The organism is Gracilibacillus xinjiangensis, assembly GCF_042651765.1.
GTDB lineage: Bacteria > Bacillota > Bacilli > Bacillales > Amphibacillaceae > Gracilibacillus > Gracilibacillus xinjiangensis.
The window spans coordinates 89,483-107,452 of sequence record NZ_JBHSDT010000002.1 but is presented as its reverse complement, the minus strand read 5'-3'; the positions used below and the strand labels follow the sequence as shown (position 1 = coordinate 107,452).

The window sequence follows — 17,970 nt, the reverse complement described above, 5'->3', positions numbered from 1 at the left end:
AGTGTTTTCCTTTATGACAACTGAAATACCGTTATTTATAAAAAAAGAGTTAGAGAACCTATTTGCAAAGATTGGACCCTTAATGAAGAAAAATACAAAATATATGATGTTCGCTACACCATTAATTGCTATATCGTTTTTTAATTTAATATTTTTCTTGTTTTTTGGAGGCTTTCAAAATGATATGCTTGCAGCCTTATTCATTTATGCTTTAATGGCATCTGTAGGTCTTGCTCTATTTAAAGAGAGTAAACGCATTAAGAAACAAATTAAAGAACTTGAAATGGAGCATATTGTTAATCGAATAGAAAAAAGTGACTTTATTAACGATTATAAGAAGAAAGACTACATTTCATTAATTAAAAATCAACCAAGAATGGGTATTCAGACATTTATGAATTTCTTAACTGAAGAGAACGAGCGGAAGCGTATGACTCAAGAGTAAACCACTAGGGAACTAGTGGTTTTTTTGTATGCATAAACAACGGAGTTCATCTCCAAGAACGTTTAATCGTTTTAATGAAAAAAGTTGACACTATATAGCATTCATGAGAGTATATTATTGTGTTCTTTATAAAGGATAACTTGTTCTTTATACTAAAAAGGAGGATTTATATGGAAAGTGCATTGAGAATATTACATATTGTAGATTGCATGAATCATAGCGGTGTTCCTACGTTATTAATGAATATGTATCGGAACATTAACCGGAAGAAAATACAATTTGATTTTTTGACAACGAAGGAAGGTGCTTTTGATGAGGAAATACAAAAAATGGGTGGCCATTTATACCAAATTCCTTCCATTAATGAAGCGGGATATTTAGTATATAAGCGTTCGTTAAAAAGTTTTTTTAAACGCCATGCTTCATATATTATTGTTCATAGTCATATTGATCAATTAAGTGCTATTGCACTTAGAGAAGCAAGAAGAGTACGTATCCCTGTTCGTATTGCGCATAGTTATAACACAGCAATAGAAGGGAGTTTTGTGACAAAATTATGGAAATCTGCAATAGGATTATTTGTACCCATTCATGCTACTGATTATTTTGCGTGTTCTACAGAATCAGCTGATTGGTTATTCAAATGGAAATCGAAACAGTCAGAGTTCTTTCAACATGCATTGGACCTTGAAAAATTTCTTTATTCTACATCTGTAAGAGAAGTATACCGACAGAAACTTCACTTAAACGAAGATAACTTTTTAATTGGTCATGTTGGCGGCTACACCACTCAGAAAAACCATCTATTTCTACTTGATATTTTTAGAGCATTAAGAAGGAAAATTCCCCAAGCAAAGCTTGTATTAATTGGGGATGGCCCACTTAAAAAGCAGATGGAAGAAACTGTTGTTCAATATAGGTTACAGGATCATGTGTTTATGCTGGGGGAAAAAGAAGATGTGGAAAAATGGATGCAATCATTTGATCTATTTGTTTTTCCATCACTTCATGAAGGTTTTCCTGTTAGTGTAATTGAGGCTCAATGTGCGGGATTACCAGCATTAGTATCTGATTCAATAACGAAAGAAATTGACCTAGGTTCAGGTAACGTTCAATTTTTATCACTCGATAAGAAAAATGAATGGGTTCGTGAAATGGAAGAATTATTTAAATCAAAACCTAGAGTGCCGATACAGAGAGACATTTTATTCGAGAAAGGGTTTGATGTAAATAAAATTACGAAATATACAGAAGAGAAATACTTGTATTTAAGAGATGAAGGGATTTAGTTACATTCTATCAGACGGTAAGATAAAAATTTTGATTAGAGGTTGTAATGAATGATAGGTACAAATATAAGTAAAATCAGAAAGCAAAAGGGATTGACATTATCAGAACTTGCTGTGAAGTCCAAAATATCGAAGTCCTATCTTAGTAATTTAGAAAGGAATTTGAATGATAATCCATCTATACAAGTTGTGGAAAAACTAGCAGAAGTTTTAAATGTTGATTTGGCTACACTGCTTCAGAATGAAGGAGATGTATTAGTTAGTGACAGAGAATGGTTGGACTTTGTTAACGAATTAAAATCATTAGGTTTAGAAAGATATAGTCTTGATGAATATAAAATAATATTTGAATTTATTCGTTGGAAAAATAATAGAGAAGAAAAGCCGCAAAAGGTGGAAGAAAATGAATAGGAAAACAATTTTATGGGTTATTGATCCTTTTGATCCAATCATTTCTCATAATCAAATAGTTAGTTTAAGTCAATCCCATTATAAAGAAAACAATCAGATTTATATACAATTATTAGAATATCACTCTCTCGTTTACAGGCAACTGAGTAATATAGGTAAAATGCTACCACCTTTCTCGTGGAACAATGAAGTTAAACAAGGACGGAAAAAGGGATTCTATCAATTTTTGTCATATTCTATTCCGAAAAATATTCGTCTAGCAACCTATAATTATCCTGCACTTGTCAAGATATATTGGCAGCATATGAAAAGCAGGATTATTAAAGATGATCGCTTTTATGATGAAGTGGTTATTTTTTCTCAAGGGCTGCCCCAGTATTATGTGAAAGAAAGGATTGCTGCAAAGAAAATAATCGTCTACCATCATTTATTTCAACCAGAAAGTGTAGAGTTTTTAAAACAGAAAGTCATCTTAATTTAACAAACTCTTCAACGGTTCACTTTCATTTTCATAAAAAAGGCTTACCAGTTAAGTATGTTAGAGACAACTTTTCAGAACCTAACCAAGAATTAGCCAGTAAAATTGGACAAGGTTTTATGGATAAATATCATGGAATCAGGGTTTTAATCCCTAATGCTTGGCAACACACTGAGCATATCGATAATTTTATTTCTGTTTGTAAATTAGCTAAAGAGAAGCATATATCGGTAAGATGGTACCTTTTTGGTGAAAGTAATTATAATAAATACTTAAGCGAATGGATTCTTCAGTACAGGATGTATAAAGATATAGAGATAATCGCTAATATAAATAATCTATATCGTTATGTAAAAGAGGCTGATATCTATATTGAATGGGATGATACTTGTTCTTTATTAAAGGAAGCGGTTCGCTTAAACAAGCCTGTTTATTCCTCTAAATACAGTGACCATTGTAATACTTATTTAGATCATAAGATATGGAGTAAAGACATATCCGAATTATTAAAATTAATAAGAGAAACAGAAAAGAAATAAATAAAATAGGGAAATTAAACTAAAATGTTCTTTTAAAAGAACGAAATATACGTTATAATAAAAAAAGAGTTGGAAAGATCGTCATTTAGACATCTCCATTATTTATAAAACATCATGTAAAAGATGAATATTTCCAAATAAATTATTACTATTGAATGACTGGTTATAAAAAAAGCGGGGGAATTAGTTATGACAAAACATACAGTTGTGGTAGCAGAGGCTCAGACATTATTTCGTGATATGATTACAAATTTTGTGGAAGATATGAGCGAATTTAGAGTTATTGGCAAGTTAAAAAATGGCCAGGAAGTAATTGATTTTATTAAACAGAAGGAAGTTCGTCCATTTCTATGTTTGTTGGATATCCATATGCCTATAATGGATGGAATGGAATGTGCCAGAAAACTAAAAGAAATTTATCCGAATATTAAAGTTGTTTTATTGTCGGCATATGATGATGAGAAATCTATTGAGAGAGTATTAACTGTATGTGCTGACGGGTATATTTTAAAAAGTTCAGGACTGGACGAATTCAAAGCAACGCTCAGATTTATTGTTGATGGTAAGTTTGTAGCACCCCAAAAGATGGTTCACTACTTTTCCAAAAGACTTAACCATCTATTGAAATTAGAACGTGAAAGCTCACTACATTATATAAAAGAGCACTTTAACCATCGTCAAGATTTCAATAAGCGGGAATGGCAGATTATCCAGCTAATGAAAAAAGGTTGGACGAACCGAATGATTGCTGACAACCTTGGGATAAGCGAGGGTACAGTGAAAAACTACCTATCCATTATATATAAGAAATTAAATATTAAAAACCGCGTAGAATTATTGCAAATGCTTTCGGAAATGACAGGCTAAGCATCATTACATTTTCTCACGATAATTGCCCGGTGAGATTTGATATTTTCTTTTAAAGACTCGGTGAAAATATGAATAAGAACCAAAGCCGCAATTCTGGGCAATATTCTCTAAAGTCATTGTTGTATATTTCATTTGATTGATCGCCGTTGATAACCTTATATTTTGTGCATATTCGATAATCGTAATTCCGACATGCTCTTTGAATAAATGTACACAACGAGATACACTTAGATTACATTGTTCAGCAACATCATGGACTTGAAACCCTTGTTTAGTAGCATTCTCTTCAATATACCGCATCATTCTGGTAACAATATAAGGCCTTTGAATTTCATTACTTTTTCGGTCTAATATCCTTTCTAAAGAAATGCACAGTGCGCTTAATAAGTAATGTGTAAGTTCACTGTTTCTTTCTTTTAAAGGTCTTCGTTCTTCAATAATTAAATGGTGCCATAAGTCTATTAATGTATCATCCACTTGTATTTTTGATAAGGTTGGTGCATGGTTAAATCGTTGACCAATCCAGTCTCCTTCACAATATAAATGAAAATCCCCACTATTCTGCTCTTCTGATACAAATAGTTCATAATTTTCATTTGGCTTGACTATTAATAAGTGTCCTTTCTCAATATCATGTGTTAAGTCATTAACTTTCACTTTTGCTACCCCATCTATTTGTAACCGAAAAAGGTAAGAACCGAAACGAGATTTGTGTGATGTATGGAATTTCTGTTCGTGATAAGAATACCCGCAAAACTCTATTTTCATTAATAACACCAGCTTTCTATAAATATACTGTTTATGCCGGACGATATGGCATTTATTATATAATGAAAAGTTTGCTTACTTATGTACTAAATTTGATAATGCTATAAATTTTTTTCACCCCTATGTAATTAATAGCAAAATAGTTCATGTTTTGATTATATCATTTATGTTCAGAAGAGAAAGGTTATATTAATATAAATTTATAAAGAGATGGGAGGGTATCTGGTGAAAGTACTTGTATGGAATGAAAATAGACATGAACAGAAAAATGAAGAGGTTGCAATGATTTATCCAGAAGGCATTCACGGTGCTATAAGGGGATTTTTAACAGAAGATAAAATCGAAGTAGATACAGCAACTTTAGATGAACCAAATCATGGAATAACAGATGAAAAGTTAGCAGAAACGGATGTGTTAATTTGGTGGGGTCACTTGGCGCACCATGAAGTAGAGGATGAAATAGTTAACAAAATTCATCAACGCATATTAGAAGGAATGGGGTTAATAGTGCTGCATTCCGGACATTTTTCAAAAATATTCAAGAAACTGATGGGAACAAGTTGTGATCTGAAATGGCGTGAAGCAGATGATAAAGAACGGCTTTGGGTAGTTGATCCATCCCACCCAATTGTAGATGGTATTGGAGAATATATTGAAATTGATAAAGAAGAGATGTATGGAGAACATTTTGATATTCCTGCCCCAGATGAATTAGTGTTAGTAAGCTGGTTCGAAGGTGGCGAAGTTTTCCGCTCGGGATGCACCTATAGAAGAGGGCATGGCCGCATTTTCTATTTCCGGCCAGGGCATGAAACTTATCCCACCTACTTTCATAAGGATGTTCAACGAGTGATCAAAAATGCAGTAAAATGGGCAAGTCCAGTTAAACGTAATTACTCTTCATATGGGAATGCTAAACCTTTGGAAACCATCCAATCTAAATAAAGAGGAGAGATTCATGTGAGTAAATTAAAAGTAGCCGTTATAGGCTGTGGCAGTATTGCCATTCATCGACATTTACCTGAGTATCATTACAATGGAAGCGTTGACATCGTTGCAGTATGCGATGTTGTTGAAGAAAGAGCTCAAAACTCAGCAGAGAAATATGGAGCAAAAGCATACACCGATTATAAGCAAGCAATTACAGAGAGCGATGCAGATGTTGTCAGCGTGTGTTTACCAAATTACTTACATGCACCTGTATCAATTTTTGCAGCAGAAAACGGTAAGCATGTACTCTGTGAAAAACCAATGGCAACATCAGATGAAGAAGCACAGCAAATGATTGCAGCTAGTGAAAAAGCTGGAAAAAAACTAATGATTGGGCATAATCAGCGTTTTGTCGCAAGCCATCAGATAGCACGCGAAATTATTGCAAGGGGAGAACTAGGGAAGATTTACAGCTTTCGAACAACATTCGGCCATGGCGGACCAGAAGGCTGGAGTATTGATGGTGCGGATAGCTGGTTCTTTCGTAAAAAAGAAGCTTTCATTGGTGCACTTGGTGATTTAGGTGTACATAAAGCGGACGTAATACGGTATGTACTAGGTACTGAGTTTGTTGAGGTTTCCTCAATGATTGAATCATCTGCAAAGGAAAATAGTAATGTAGATGATCAAGCAGTAACTATTTTACGTAGTGATGACGGTATTATTGGAACATTAACAGCAAGTTGGGCTTATAAAAGAGGAGAAGATAACTCTACAGTAATTTATGGAGAAAAAGGGAATCTCCGTTTAGAGGATGATCCTAAATATAGTCTTATTGCAACTTTCACAGATGGATCAGAAGTGAACTATGAGCTTGGCAAAATCCAAACAAATGATAATGATGGTCAAACATCTTCAGGTGTTATCGATCATTTTGTCGATTGTGTCTTAAATGATAAAAAGCCACTAATTGATGGAGAAGAAGGCTATAAATCTTTGAAAATAATTTTAGCTGCATTAGAATCGAATGAAACGAAAAAGAATGTTTCAATATAAGGAGGAGATAAAATGAAGTTAGGAGTGTTCACAGTACTTTTTGCTGATAAAAACTTTGAAGAAATGTTAGATCATGTCAAAGATAGTGGTTTAGATGCTGTGGAAATTGGTACTGGAGGCTATCCAGGTGACGCTCATTGTAAAATTGATGAACTGTTGAAGGATCAAAACAAGAGAGAAACATATGTAAATGCTGTTAAAGATCGCGGTTTGGTGATTAGTGCATTTAGTTGCCACGGAAATCCTCTGACACCTGATAAAGCATTTGCTGAAGAATGTGATACAGTTTTACGTAAATCCATCGAACTTGCAGGGTTAATGGATGTCCCTGTTGTAAATACATTTTCGGGAACTCCTGGAGACCATGAATACGCCAAGGCACCGAACTGGCCAGTTGCACCATGGCCACCTGAATTTGCTGATGTTTTGGATTGGCAATGGAAAGAAAAACTGATTCCTTACTGGAAAGAAATTGGTGCACTTGCAGAAAAGCATAATGTCAAAATTGGCCTGGAGTTACACGCAGGCTTCTTGGTCCATACTCCTTATACGATGCTGAAATTACGTGAAGAAACAAGTCCGGCAATCGGTGCGAATCTCGATCCAAGTCACTTATGGTGGCAAGGAATTGACCCAGTTGCAGCAATTAAGATACTGGGAAAGGAAAATGCAATCCACCATTTTCATGCAAAGGACACATATATTGATCAGGATAATGTGAACATGTACGGTTTAACTGATATGCAGCCATATGGAAATATTCAGACAAGAGCATGGAATTTCCGTTCTGTAGGATGTGGTCATAGTCTGCAGGATTGGTCTAATATGATCAGTGCATTAAGAATGTTTGGCTACGATTATGTAATAAGCATTGAACATGAAGATCCTATAATGTCCATTGATGAAGGTTTTCAAAGAGCTGTAGATAACCTGAAATCAGTTAATATTAAAGAAAGCCCGACAGATATGTGGTGGGCTTGAGGGAGGATTGAAGATATGGCAAAGTTACGTGTAGGTTTAATTGGGGCAGGTGGTATTGCGACAGCTGTTCACCTGCCTGCATATAAAAAACTTCAGGACCAAGCAGAAGTGGTCGCAGTGGCAGATGTAGCATATACACGAGCAAAGGAAGTAGCTAAAAAAGAAGATATCCCCCACGTTTTTGACCAATATGAAAAAATGCTAAAAGAGGTGGAATTAGATGCTGTAAGTGTTTGTGTTCCAAATAAGTTTCACCGGGATGCCGCAATTGCTGCGCTCGAATCAGGATGTCACGTTCTTTGTGAAAAACCACCAGCAATGAACTATCGTGAAGCAAAAGAAATGGAGGACGCTCAAGCAGCATCAGGAAAGCTATTAATGTATGGGTTCCATTATCGCTTTCAGGCAGAAGCGCAGACTGCTAAGAGATTCATAGACGCTGGTGAGTTTGGCGAAATCTATGCAGGGCGCGTTCAGGCAATCAGACGTCGTGGTATTCCAGGTTGGGGTGTTTTTACAAATAAAGAACTACAAGGTGGCGGACCGCTAATTGACATTGGTGTTCACATGTTAGATACTGCACTATATCTCATGGGATATCCGGAACCTGCAGTAGTCTTGGGACAAACCCACCAACACCTTGGTACAAAAAAAGGTGTAGGCCTGTTGGGTGCCTGGGATTACGAGAACTATACCGTCGAAGATATGGCTGTTGGAATGATAACATTCCAAAACGGCGCCTCAATCGTTTTAGAGTCAGCGTTTGCAGCAAATGTTGAAAAAAATGATTTCATGCAAGTATCATTAATGGGCAGCCAAGGGGGGGCAGATATTTTCCCATTAAAAATGTATCAGGAAAAGCATGATACTCTGCTCGATATCACGCCAGCCTATTTACCTAGTGTTAATGCTCATGAAACAGAGATCCATACATTTGTAGCGGACTGTATCGCGGGAAATGTCACAGACCTTTATGCTAAGCAAGGGACGAAAATTCAAAAAATTATTGATGCACTTTATCAATCAGCGGAAACAGGAAAAGCAATCAATCTATAAAAAGAAGTGAGGTTTTATAATGGGTAAAATTGCCATTCAATTATATTCAGTTCGTGAACATACGGCAAATGATTTTCTAGGTACATTAAGGAAACTAGGGGAAATGGGATATGAAGCAGTTCAGTTTGCAGGGTTTTTTGATGCACCAGCAAACGAATTAAAAAAAGTGATGGATGAAGCTGGCTTAGTTGCTGCGGGTAGTCATATGCCATTTGAAACATTAATTGGTGATCAACTAGAAGCATCACTAGAATATAACCGGACGATCGGTAATGATCTCATTATTTGTCCAATATTACCTGAAGAATATCGTACTGACGAAGGTGCGTATTATCGGGCAGCAGAAGAACTAAATGAAATTGGCCACAGGTGCAAGGAGGCAGGATTTACTTTCGCCTACCACAATCATAATATGGAATTTTTGGATATAGGTAATGGGAAACGGGGATTTGATATTATTTTTGAAGAAACAGACCAGGAGAATGTAAAAGTAGAGCTTGATTGCTATTGGGCTACACATGCTGAGAATGATCCACTCCAAGTTATCCAGGCATATAATAACCAAGTGATATCCCTTCATATAAAAGATATGACAATAGAAAATGGTGAAAAACGAAGTATTGAAATTGGAAAAGGTACACTTGATATTGGATCATTATGGGAGGCAGGAGAGAAAGCTGGAGTTGCCTGGTATGTGATTGAGCAGGAGAAATTCGATGGCGACCCATTAGATAGTGCAAGAGTAAATGTAGAAAATTTGAAAGAGGTTATTGAAAACACTCGATCTTAACAATCGAGTGTTTCTTTACGATTAATAGATGACAAACAAGGGTATAACAGGTGTAGTAATGTAAACGTATATGGAGGGATAAACATGTTTAAGAAACTATTCAAGAAGAAGGACAGCAGTGTGGACCTTATCTCCCCTTTAACAGGGAATGTAGTTCCACTTGAGGATGTCCCTGACCAAGTATTCTCGCAAAAGATGATGGGTGATGGTATTGCAGTACAACCGACAGCAAATTTAGTGGTATCTCCAATTGATGGGGAGGTTGTTGACGTGTTTAAAACAAAGCATGCCATAAGTCTAAGAGGAGATAATGGTGCTGAGATATTGATGCATATGGGACTGGAAACAGTTGAACTCAATGGAGAAGGTTTTGATATAAAAGTGAAAAATGGAGATAAAATTAAACAAGGTGATAGTTTAGCGGAAATAGACGTTGATGGTATCTCTAACAAAGGCTATAAAACAATAACACCGATAATATTAGTGAATGGTGACGATTATGAGTTAACAAATGTTAGCACTGAAAAAGAAGTAAAGGCAGGCAGTGATATCTTATTTCATTTGGAAGGAAAATAGAATGTTTTAGAATGGAAGAACATATAATTAGCATCACTGTAAAAGGTAAGAATAGAGTTAGAATCTATGCATCACCTGGGTTGATCTTTAAGGAATTAACTACTAGACTGGTCAAAGCAAACATTACAAATTAAATGAAGGATTACTAGATTGGTATTTATAGAAGGTTATATGTTTTCTACATATAACCTTTTTTTTTAATCAATTTTTGCCAAGTAAATGGTTTATAAAAGTCAATTTTAGTATGTAACAAGTAAAAAAAGTGATATAGATATCTGATGTAAACACTTAAAATAATAATATAGAGAGAGGAGGATAAAACAACATGCATTTTCAAACATCGAGTGGTTTATTTAAACTGTGTGAATGGATTTATCGCTTAGCTTATCTTCAGTTACTTGCAATAACTGGTGCATTAGCTGGTGGCTTTATGTTTGGAATATTCCCCTCAATATTAGCTATGTTTGCAATAAATAACAGGTGGCTAAATGGTGAGAGCGATTTCTCGGTAAGTAAACAATTCTGGAGAATGTATAAACAATATTTTATAAAAGCTAATAAATTAGGAGGTCTCATTTTACTTACATTAATAGCACTTTGGATAGATTATGCGTTGTTACAGAACTTCCAAGGAACGATATATTATTTAATATTAAGCAGTAGTACAACTGTATTAATCATCACCATTTCGGTATTATTTTATATTTTCTATTTAATGATTATCTCTGAGCAGACAATAACTCAATCTATTAAGACAGCCATACAAATAGCCACATTGTTCCCATTACAAACATTTTGGATGTTACTTTCTATTCTAAGCTTTTTATTTATTTGCTGGGTTATCCCAGGTATCACTATTTTCTATTTATGCAGTGGTGTAACTTATCTTGCAACATTCTTCTCGAGATATGCCTTAACACGCTTAGCAAAAAAGAATGAGGATAAACATTTTCTGATCGAAAGAGGTGTATTAAATGCCAAGAGAACAACAAGTTGAAACAGAGCTCATATCAACAACCAGACACAAGAAAAAGAATAAAATTGAGAAAAATGAAAATTTAGCGGGATTTTTATTTATTTCTCCAATGCTGTTAGGTGTTTCTATCATTGTCTTATTCCCTATAATTGCAACTTTCATTTTAGCATTCGCTGATTGGAAATTTGTCGTAAGTATTGACCAGTTAAAATGGATAGGTTTCGCTAATTTCTCCGCATTACTCCAAGATGAGAAATTTATCATGTCCATGATTAATAATGCTCTTTTCATTTTGACTGTTCCAATTACAATGATCTTATCATTAATCCTTGCAGTTATTATAAATAAAAATGTTTATTTAAAAAGCTATTTTAAAGTGGCTTTCTTCATGCCTTATATATCAAGTGTTGTAGCGATAGCAGTTGTATGGCAAGTATTATTTCATCCTTCAGCAGGTCCAATCAACCAAGTTTTAATGTCATTGGGTATGGTAAATCCCCCTACATGGATTTCAGACCCTGACTTCGCCTTAATATCTGTTGCTATTATTCATATTTGGATATCGATTGGTTTTAATCTAATCGTATATATTGCAGGGCTCCAATCCATTCCGAAAGAATTATATGAGGCTGCCGAGATTGATGGAGCGAATTCCTGGTATAAGTTCCGAAACATAACCTTTCCGTTAATTTCACCAACCTCATTTTTCTTATTGATTACTGGAATAATTGCAACATTTAAAGTATTTGATTTAATTGCTGTTTTAACACAAGGGGGGCCATTAAATCGAACGACAATGCTAGTGTGGCATTTGTACGAAATGGCATTTTTGAACTTAGAGATTGGTTATGCTTCTGCTATAGCTGTTGTATTATTCCTGTTTGTTTTCGTAATAACCATTCTGCAATGGTTTGGACAGAAGAAGTGGGTAAATTATTAAAAAGGAGGGAAATAGAATGAAGTTGGATTTTAAAAAAATTGCTAGCACAATTATATTATTGTTTTGCAGCATTGCTTTTTTATTGCCATTCATATGGATGCTCTCTACCTCCTTTAAGATAGAAGCAGATGTTTTTACATATCCGATTGAATGGATTCCATCAAGGTGGAATGCTCTAGAAAATTATAAAGAAGTTTGGTTTGGAGAGCAGCCATTTTATATGTATTATTGGAACTCTATTAAAGTGGCAGTCCTTACAACGCTATTATCTGTTGTTGTATCCTCATTTGCTGCATATGGTTTCTCAAAAGTACGGTTTTCAGCAGGTGGATGGTTATTTCTCATTGTTTTAGCAACATATATGGTACCACCACAAGCAAGTCTAGTTCCACAATTTATTTTATATCGTCAAATTGGTTTATTTGACAGTCATTTAGGTTTAATATTACTAGGCAGTTTCAGTGTGTTAGGCACATTTATGTTACGACAGTTTTTTATGGGGATCCATAATGATTTTATTGATGCAGCCAAAATTGACGGTGCGGGGCATTGGCGAATATTTTGGCGAATTGCTTTACCAATTGTTAAACCTGCTGTCGCCACATATGCAATTCTAAGGTTTATTTGGACATGGAATGATTATCAAAATCCCTTAATCTTTTTAAGAACTGACGCTTTATATACGATACAACTTGCCATGCAAAAGTTTACTACCATTAATGGCGAATTCTATTCATTAATCATGGCAGCAGCAGTTTCGGCAATTCTTCCATTGCTAATTGTTTTTATACTTGGACAAAAACATGTGATAGATGGTATCGCATTAGGTGGTGTAAAAGGATAAAGTCAAAATAGTGCTGATAAAAGTAAAGGAAACATCATTAGTTTAGATATTCATTTGGTAGTATTTATTTGTAATTGATTACATTTTACAATTTTATAGGAGGTTGTTTGGATGAAGAAAAGGTTATTATTTACTCTACTAAGCTTGTTTTTTCTCATTGGACTTCTTGCAGCATGTAATTCTGGTGGATCAGAGGAAACGAATACAGGTACGGAAAACTCTCCTGATTTAAATGAAAATTCAGAGGAGACAGCTGGAGAACCAACTGATTCAGAAGAGGAAGTAACAATAAAATTTCATACACATGGTAATGAAGCAAGTTACAATTGGTCCGAAACTCTTGCGGCTTTTGAAGAGGAATATCCAAATATTAAGGTAGATTTGGTCATTTTGAGTGAGAAAGGAGATACAAACGAAGCTTTACAGAAATTAGATTTAGCAGCATCCTCTGGTGAGCAATTAGATGTATTGATGTTCAGCGATCCTGCTTCCTATGCGGAGCGGGTTGATTTAGGAATGGTAGCACCTATTGATGAATTCATTGAAGCGGAAGGTTATGATGTAAGCGAAGAATATAAAGTAAATACAATATTAAATGATCAATATTATGCATTGCCAGGAAAATTTAATCCATGGTATGTATTAGTAAATAAAGATCATTTGGATGAAGCCGGATTAGAGATGCCGGCAGATTGGACTTGGGATGACTTTGCAGATTATGCAAAACAATTAACAACAGATGAACATTATGGTACATTTTTCCATGGTCCGCAAAATGGTGGCTGGATGGAATATATGAAGTTAGCACTTGCTAGTGAGGCTGAGGATACAGAGTTTATTAAAGAGGATGGTACTTCTAATTTTGAGCATGAATTATTCCAGAAAACACTTGAGTTACGCTGGCAAATGGAAAAAGAAGACCAATCAGCTACACCATATACGGATATTATGTCTCAAAAATTACATTATCGAAATCAATTTTTTAATCAGGATGCTAGTCTTGTATTAATAGGCAGCTGGATGAATACAGAACTTGGCGGGACGGAAGAATTCCCGTTAGAGTTTAATGTAGGCATCGCACCATATCCTAAAAATGATACAAATGACGAAGGCGGCTATACTCCGGTAACGACAGATTATATGGCAGTTGCTGCAAACTCACATAACAAAGATGCGGCATACACATTTATTCGTTGGTATACAACAGAAGGCCAAGTCGCCCAGGGGAAGAATATCCCTTCATGGAACGGAGTAGGTGAGGACGAATTAGAAAAAATTGTGGATACGATCCTTTCAGATACAGTTAGCCCAGATAAAGTGGATAAAGAAGCATTAATTACTGTTTTGAAGAATGCGAAGTCATCTAAACTAATTCCGCCAGTCTCTTATCAGACCGAGATTTATCAAGTAGTTAATGATGAATACGAAAAATTAATTTATGAAGAGCAAACAATTGATGAAACAATTGAAGCAATTCACACACAAACTGAAGAAATAATTGCAAATAATCAGTAATAATTTGATCTGGAATTCCAAAATGAAAAGGTTTACAATAATAGTAAGGGGCGTTATTTCCCGAAAAAATCCCATAACCCGTCTGTAAGCAGGAGGATAATGATATGTGGAATAATTATCGGAGATTATCGTCTCCTTCTTTTCGTACAAAAGTATTTTTATCATCATTTATTTGTATTGGAATTCCGGTTATCCTGTCACTGTCTTTATATACGTATTTAACCAGAGATGCTGTTGAAGAACAAGCATTGTTGAATGCTCAGAAAGAGTTAAGTCTTGTCGAGGAAAATGTCTCTAGAATTTTAGAAGACTTAATGAATGTGTCCAATTTTGTCCAAATAGATTCCGAATTAAATACCATTCTAAAAAGCAAATCTAAAGATGGGGCAAATGACTTTTCTAATCAAACCTATGAAGAGTATATGGAGGATAGTCTGGTTAGAAAAACGATTGAGAATATTACACTCCTTGGAGAAAAATCGTATGTGACGATATTATTGGAGAATGGGAAATATTACACCAATTATGCCATATCAGATTATGATCCGCAGCAAATCTTCCAAGAAGACTGGTTTAATCAATTGCAGCAATTGAGTGGATATCAATCACTTTGGATTGGTGTAGAGCCAACTAATTTCAGTTCCGATCTTCATAAACATCCGTATCAGTTATCTGTAGCGAGAACATTACGTGATACTAACCAACGTATCTACGGTTATGTTGTGGTAACACTTCTGGAAACAAAGATACGCCAAATATTAAAAAATCAAAATGAAACAGAAAAATTATATTTAATCGATCATGAGAATAAAATCTTATCAACGAAAACAAGTGAAGAAATCAACGAATTATTGCCATTTTCCTCACTTGTAATGAACCAGGATGAAGCAAAAATTATTAATTGGCAAGATCTAGATTACCTTATATCAACGAAAACCTTATCATTTAATGGATGGGGTTTAGTTTCAATCATTCCATATAAAAATGCTACTTCAAATATCACTTCCATTTTTTCATCAGTATTTTTACTGTTATCATTGTCATTTTTGCTTTTTTTTCTTATATTAGCCTATTTAATGAATAGAATTACTAAGCCATTAATCCATCTAGACAGAGTGGTTAAACAAGTACAAAAGGGTGATCTGACTGTTCGAGCGAATGTTACAAGTAATGATGAAATTGGGAAATTTTCAATTTCTCTTAATGAAATGATTGAACGTGTGAATCGGATGATTGATGCAGTGAAATATACTCAAGTGAGAAAACGCCAAGCTGAATTAGCTATGCTTCAAGCACAAATTAACCCTCATTTTTTATTTAATGTTTTAAATTCTATTCGGATGAAGATATTAAAGTTTGGTGATAAAGATAGTGCGAATATGATTCAATCATTATCGACATTATTAAGGTGGACTATTGATACGAGGAAAGATGTTATCCCCTTTCAGGAGGAATTAAACTTAGTAAAAGATTATGTGAACTTAATGAACATGCGCCAAAAGAATAAAGTGCAATTAATCATTGATACAAATGAATCAACTCATACTATACTTGTACCCAGATTTATTCTGCAACCACTTATTGAAAATTCTATTATTCATGGTCTAAGTCAAAATGAGGGGATAATTACATTAGAAGCTAAGATGAATAAAGATAAATTTTATATTAGTGTCAAAGACAATGGTAGTGGTATGAGTCCATCAGAACTAGCATTATTGAAACAATCACTTAATCAACCAACAAATCAAAAACGGGCAAAAAAAGGATTTTCGAGTATAGGTATCTCAAATGTTTTTGAAAGATTGCAATTATATTATCAAAACAGACTATCCTTACACATTGATAGTATTGAAGGAGAAGGAACGATAACTACAATAGAAGTGACTTTGGAGGGTGATGCTGATGTACAAAGTGATGCTAGTTGATGATGATTTTCCAATGATCGAATATTTGTCAGAGGCAATTGATTGGAAAACGCTTGGTTTAAAACTGATGAGTACACATGAGAATGGTTTAGCAGCATTTGAATCTGCAATGGAAGAACTTCCAGACATATTAATCACAGATATTGGGATGCCGAGAATGGATGGGATTGAATTAATTGAGAAGCTAAAGCAGCTAAATGATGATATCCAAATTGCGATCATTTCCTGTCATAATGAATTCTCCTATGCCCAGAAAGCGTTGAAGCTGAATGTACAAGACTATCTATTAAAAGAGTCCCTGGATATAAATGACGTAGAGGAAATTCTGATAAAATGCAAAGCACGGTTAGACACGGAGAATAAGCAGATAAAAGAAAGGGAACATTTGCAATACCAAATAAAACAATCCAATGATATGCAGTTACAGAAACTATTTAAACAATTTGTAAAAGGGGTTTCCAAGCAATTAATTAATAATAATCTAAACCAAAGCAAGTCATATATCCCCATTCTCTTTCTCATTAATCAATTTTATCAAGCACAAAATAAATATATAACTGAGGATACATTACACTATGCCATTCGTAATGTTACAGAGGAAATGATAAGTCAAATGAAAGAAGTATGTATTTATGTACATTATGAAGCGAATAAATGTTTTTTACTTTATGAAAATGACCATTCAATTAAAATTGATTATTACAAGGTTGTTCACCAATTATTGAAGAAAATACAAACAGAAATTAACCGATTACTTAATATCAACATCACCTTTATAATAGGTGATAATAGTAATGTAAATAAATTAAATAAGTCTGTTAATCAACTTTTATCAAGAGAAAAAGTATTCTATTTAAATAAAAACACGATTTCCACCATAAGTGGGAGGGAACTTCGTGGAGCAATGGTTCAAAGCAATATTGAGCAAGACTTAAGAAATATTATTAGTCAACTTAAACAGGCTGTCTTTCATAAAGATATAGAAACGATAGAGCGTGAATTACTCCAGTTTAGGACATATTGCGTACATCATCAAATAAATTCTGGTTATGTGAAAGAAACGATGATTCGAATACTTCTGGAAGTAAAAGAAGAAATGAAAGCGGCACCTATCGCGTCTGCCTATTATAAAGAATCGATTCAGAACGATATTTTATTTTTTGATTTGGTGGACGAAGTAATCGAATATGTAAAAAAATATATTTATAAGTTGCTGCAACAATCTAATTCGTTTTGCAGCAGAGCTAATCATAAGGATGTTTTGAATGCTTGTTATTATGTTTCTCGAAATATTGAATCAAAATTTTCACTCGAAGAAGTAGCTGATCATTTATTTTTAAATGCCAGTTACTTCAGTCGGTTGTTTAAGAAAGAAATGAATATTACTTTTATCGAATATGTGAAACAAGCAAAAGTAGAGCGAGCAAAGGAATTATTAAAGCTATCCAATGCGACAATTGGGGCAATAAGTGAAAGGCTTGGCTATGACAACCAAAGCTATTTTATAAAAATATTTAAAAAATATACAGGCTATACTCCATATGAGTTTCGGCAAAATTATTTAAAGGGAGTTATCTAGTA

The 17,970-nt window shown here is 34.4% G+C and carries 19 protein-coding genes; 18 read left to right on the top strand and 1 reads right to left on the bottom strand.

What is annotated here, in order from left to right; translation table 11 throughout:
* The first annotated feature begins 13 nt into the window (after window positions 1-13).
* The 6 genes from ACFOY7_RS02045 (at window position 14) to ACFOY7_RS02020 (ending at window position 4,029) form a co-directional block, all read left to right on the top strand.
* Window positions 14-445 (top strand): DUF5392 family protein, encoded by a 432-nt coding sequence (locus ACFOY7_RS02045; protein ID WP_390248895.1) that lies wholly within the window; start codon window positions 14-16, stop codon window positions 443-445.
* A 170-nt stretch (window positions 446-615) separates the two neighbouring features.
* Window positions 616-1,734 carry a glycosyltransferase gene (locus ACFOY7_RS02040; RefSeq protein ID WP_390248893.1) on the top strand — a complete coding sequence of 373 codons (1,119 nt, stop codon included), beginning with the start codon at window positions 616-618 and terminating at the stop codon, window positions 1,732-1,734.
* Between the two features lie 51 nt (window positions 1,735-1,785).
* On the top strand, window positions 1,786-2,145 hold the full coding sequence (locus tag ACFOY7_RS02035; protein WP_390248891.1) for a helix-turn-helix domain-containing protein: 360 nt from the start codon (window positions 1,786-1,788) through the stop codon (window positions 2,143-2,145).
* Entirely contained in the window at window positions 2,138-2,626 is a 489-nt protein-coding gene (locus ACFOY7_RS02030) for a hypothetical protein (RefSeq protein WP_390248889.1), read from the top strand. Before ACFOY7_RS02035 ends, ACFOY7_RS02030 begins: the two co-directional genes overlap by 8 nt.
* A gap of 116 nt (window positions 2,627-2,742) precedes the next feature.
* On the top strand, window positions 2,743-3,162 hold the full coding sequence (locus ACFOY7_RS02025) for a glycosyltransferase (protein ID WP_390248887.1): 420 nt from the start codon (window positions 2,743-2,745) through the stop codon (window positions 3,160-3,162).
* A 189-nt stretch (window positions 3,163-3,351) separates the two neighbouring features.
* On the top strand, window positions 3,352-4,029 hold the full coding sequence (locus ACFOY7_RS02020) for a response regulator (RefSeq protein ID WP_390248885.1): 678 nt from the start codon (window positions 3,352-3,354) through the stop codon (window positions 4,027-4,029).
* A 6-nt stretch (window positions 4,030-4,035) separates the two neighbouring features.
* Here the strand turns inward: ACFOY7_RS02020 and ACFOY7_RS02015 are convergent, their stop codons facing one another.
* The gene (locus tag ACFOY7_RS02015; protein ID WP_390248883.1) at window positions 4,036-4,800 is read right to left on the bottom strand and encodes a helix-turn-helix transcriptional regulator; all 765 of its coding nucleotides are present in this window, start codon (window positions 4,798-4,800) and stop codon (window positions 4,036-4,038) included.
* Between the two features lie 222 nt (window positions 4,801-5,022).
* Here ACFOY7_RS02015 and ACFOY7_RS02010 point away from each other — a divergent pair, with 222 nt between their 5' ends.
* The 12 genes from ACFOY7_RS02010 (at window position 5,023) to ACFOY7_RS01955 (ending at window position 17,968) form a co-directional block, all read left to right on the top strand.
* A complete protein-coding gene (locus ACFOY7_RS02010) occupies window positions 5,023-5,745 on the top strand; it encodes a ThuA domain-containing protein (protein WP_390249218.1) in 723 nt (240 codons plus the stop codon).
* A gap of 15 nt (window positions 5,746-5,760) precedes the next feature.
* The gene (locus ACFOY7_RS02005) at window positions 5,761-6,786 is read left to right on the top strand and encodes a Gfo/Idh/MocA family protein (protein ID WP_390248881.1); all 1,026 of its coding nucleotides are present in this window, start codon (window positions 5,761-5,763) and stop codon (window positions 6,784-6,786) included.
* A 12-nt stretch (window positions 6,787-6,798) separates the two neighbouring features.
* The gene (locus ACFOY7_RS02000; protein ID WP_390248879.1) at window positions 6,799-7,767 is read left to right on the top strand and encodes a sugar phosphate isomerase/epimerase family protein; all 969 of its coding nucleotides are present in this window, start codon (window positions 6,799-6,801) and stop codon (window positions 7,765-7,767) included.
* A gap of 15 nt (window positions 7,768-7,782) precedes the next feature.
* Complete coding sequence (locus tag ACFOY7_RS01995) at window positions 7,783-8,823, top strand: Gfo/Idh/MocA family protein (protein WP_390248877.1); 1,041 nt, start codon at window positions 7,783-7,785, stop codon at window positions 8,821-8,823.
* 19 nt (window positions 8,824-8,842) lie between these two features.
* Window positions 8,843-9,613 carry a sugar phosphate isomerase/epimerase family protein gene (locus tag ACFOY7_RS01990; protein ID WP_390248875.1) on the top strand — a complete coding sequence of 257 codons (771 nt, stop codon included), beginning with the start codon at window positions 8,843-8,845 and terminating at the stop codon, window positions 9,611-9,613.
* Window positions 9,614-9,697: 84 nt separating this feature from the next.
* Window positions 9,698-10,189 (top strand): PTS sugar transporter subunit IIA, encoded by a 492-nt coding sequence (locus ACFOY7_RS01985; protein WP_390248873.1) that lies wholly within the window; start codon window positions 9,698-9,700, stop codon window positions 10,187-10,189.
* Between the two features lie 325 nt (window positions 10,190-10,514).
* The gene (locus ACFOY7_RS01980) at window positions 10,515-11,186 is read left to right on the top strand and encodes a YesL family protein (RefSeq protein WP_390248871.1); all 672 of its coding nucleotides are present in this window, start codon (window positions 10,515-10,517) and stop codon (window positions 11,184-11,186) included.
* Window positions 11,164-12,105 carry a carbohydrate ABC transporter permease gene (locus ACFOY7_RS01975; RefSeq protein WP_390248869.1) on the top strand — a complete coding sequence of 314 codons (942 nt, stop codon included), beginning with the start codon at window positions 11,164-11,166 and terminating at the stop codon, window positions 12,103-12,105. Before ACFOY7_RS01980 ends, ACFOY7_RS01975 begins: the two co-directional genes overlap by 23 nt.
* Before the next feature lie 16 nt (window positions 12,106-12,121).
* Window positions 12,122-12,949 (top strand): carbohydrate ABC transporter permease, encoded by an 828-nt coding sequence (locus ACFOY7_RS01970; RefSeq protein WP_390248867.1) that lies wholly within the window; start codon window positions 12,122-12,124, stop codon window positions 12,947-12,949.
* 111 nt (window positions 12,950-13,060) lie between these two features.
* Window positions 13,061-14,464: an ABC transporter substrate-binding protein gene (locus tag ACFOY7_RS01965; RefSeq protein ID WP_390248865.1), complete on the top strand. Its 1,404-nt coding sequence runs from the start codon at window positions 13,061-13,063 to the stop codon at window positions 14,462-14,464.
* 104 nt (window positions 14,465-14,568) lie between these two features.
* Entirely contained in the window at window positions 14,569-16,389 is a 1,821-nt protein-coding gene (locus tag ACFOY7_RS01960; protein WP_390248863.1) for a sensor histidine kinase, read from the top strand.
* On the top strand, window positions 16,367-17,968 hold the full coding sequence (locus ACFOY7_RS01955) for a response regulator transcription factor (RefSeq protein WP_390248861.1): 1,602 nt from the start codon (window positions 16,367-16,369) through the stop codon (window positions 17,966-17,968). Before ACFOY7_RS01960 ends, ACFOY7_RS01955 begins: the two co-directional genes overlap by 23 nt.
* Window positions 17,969-17,970: the final 2 nt, after the last annotated feature.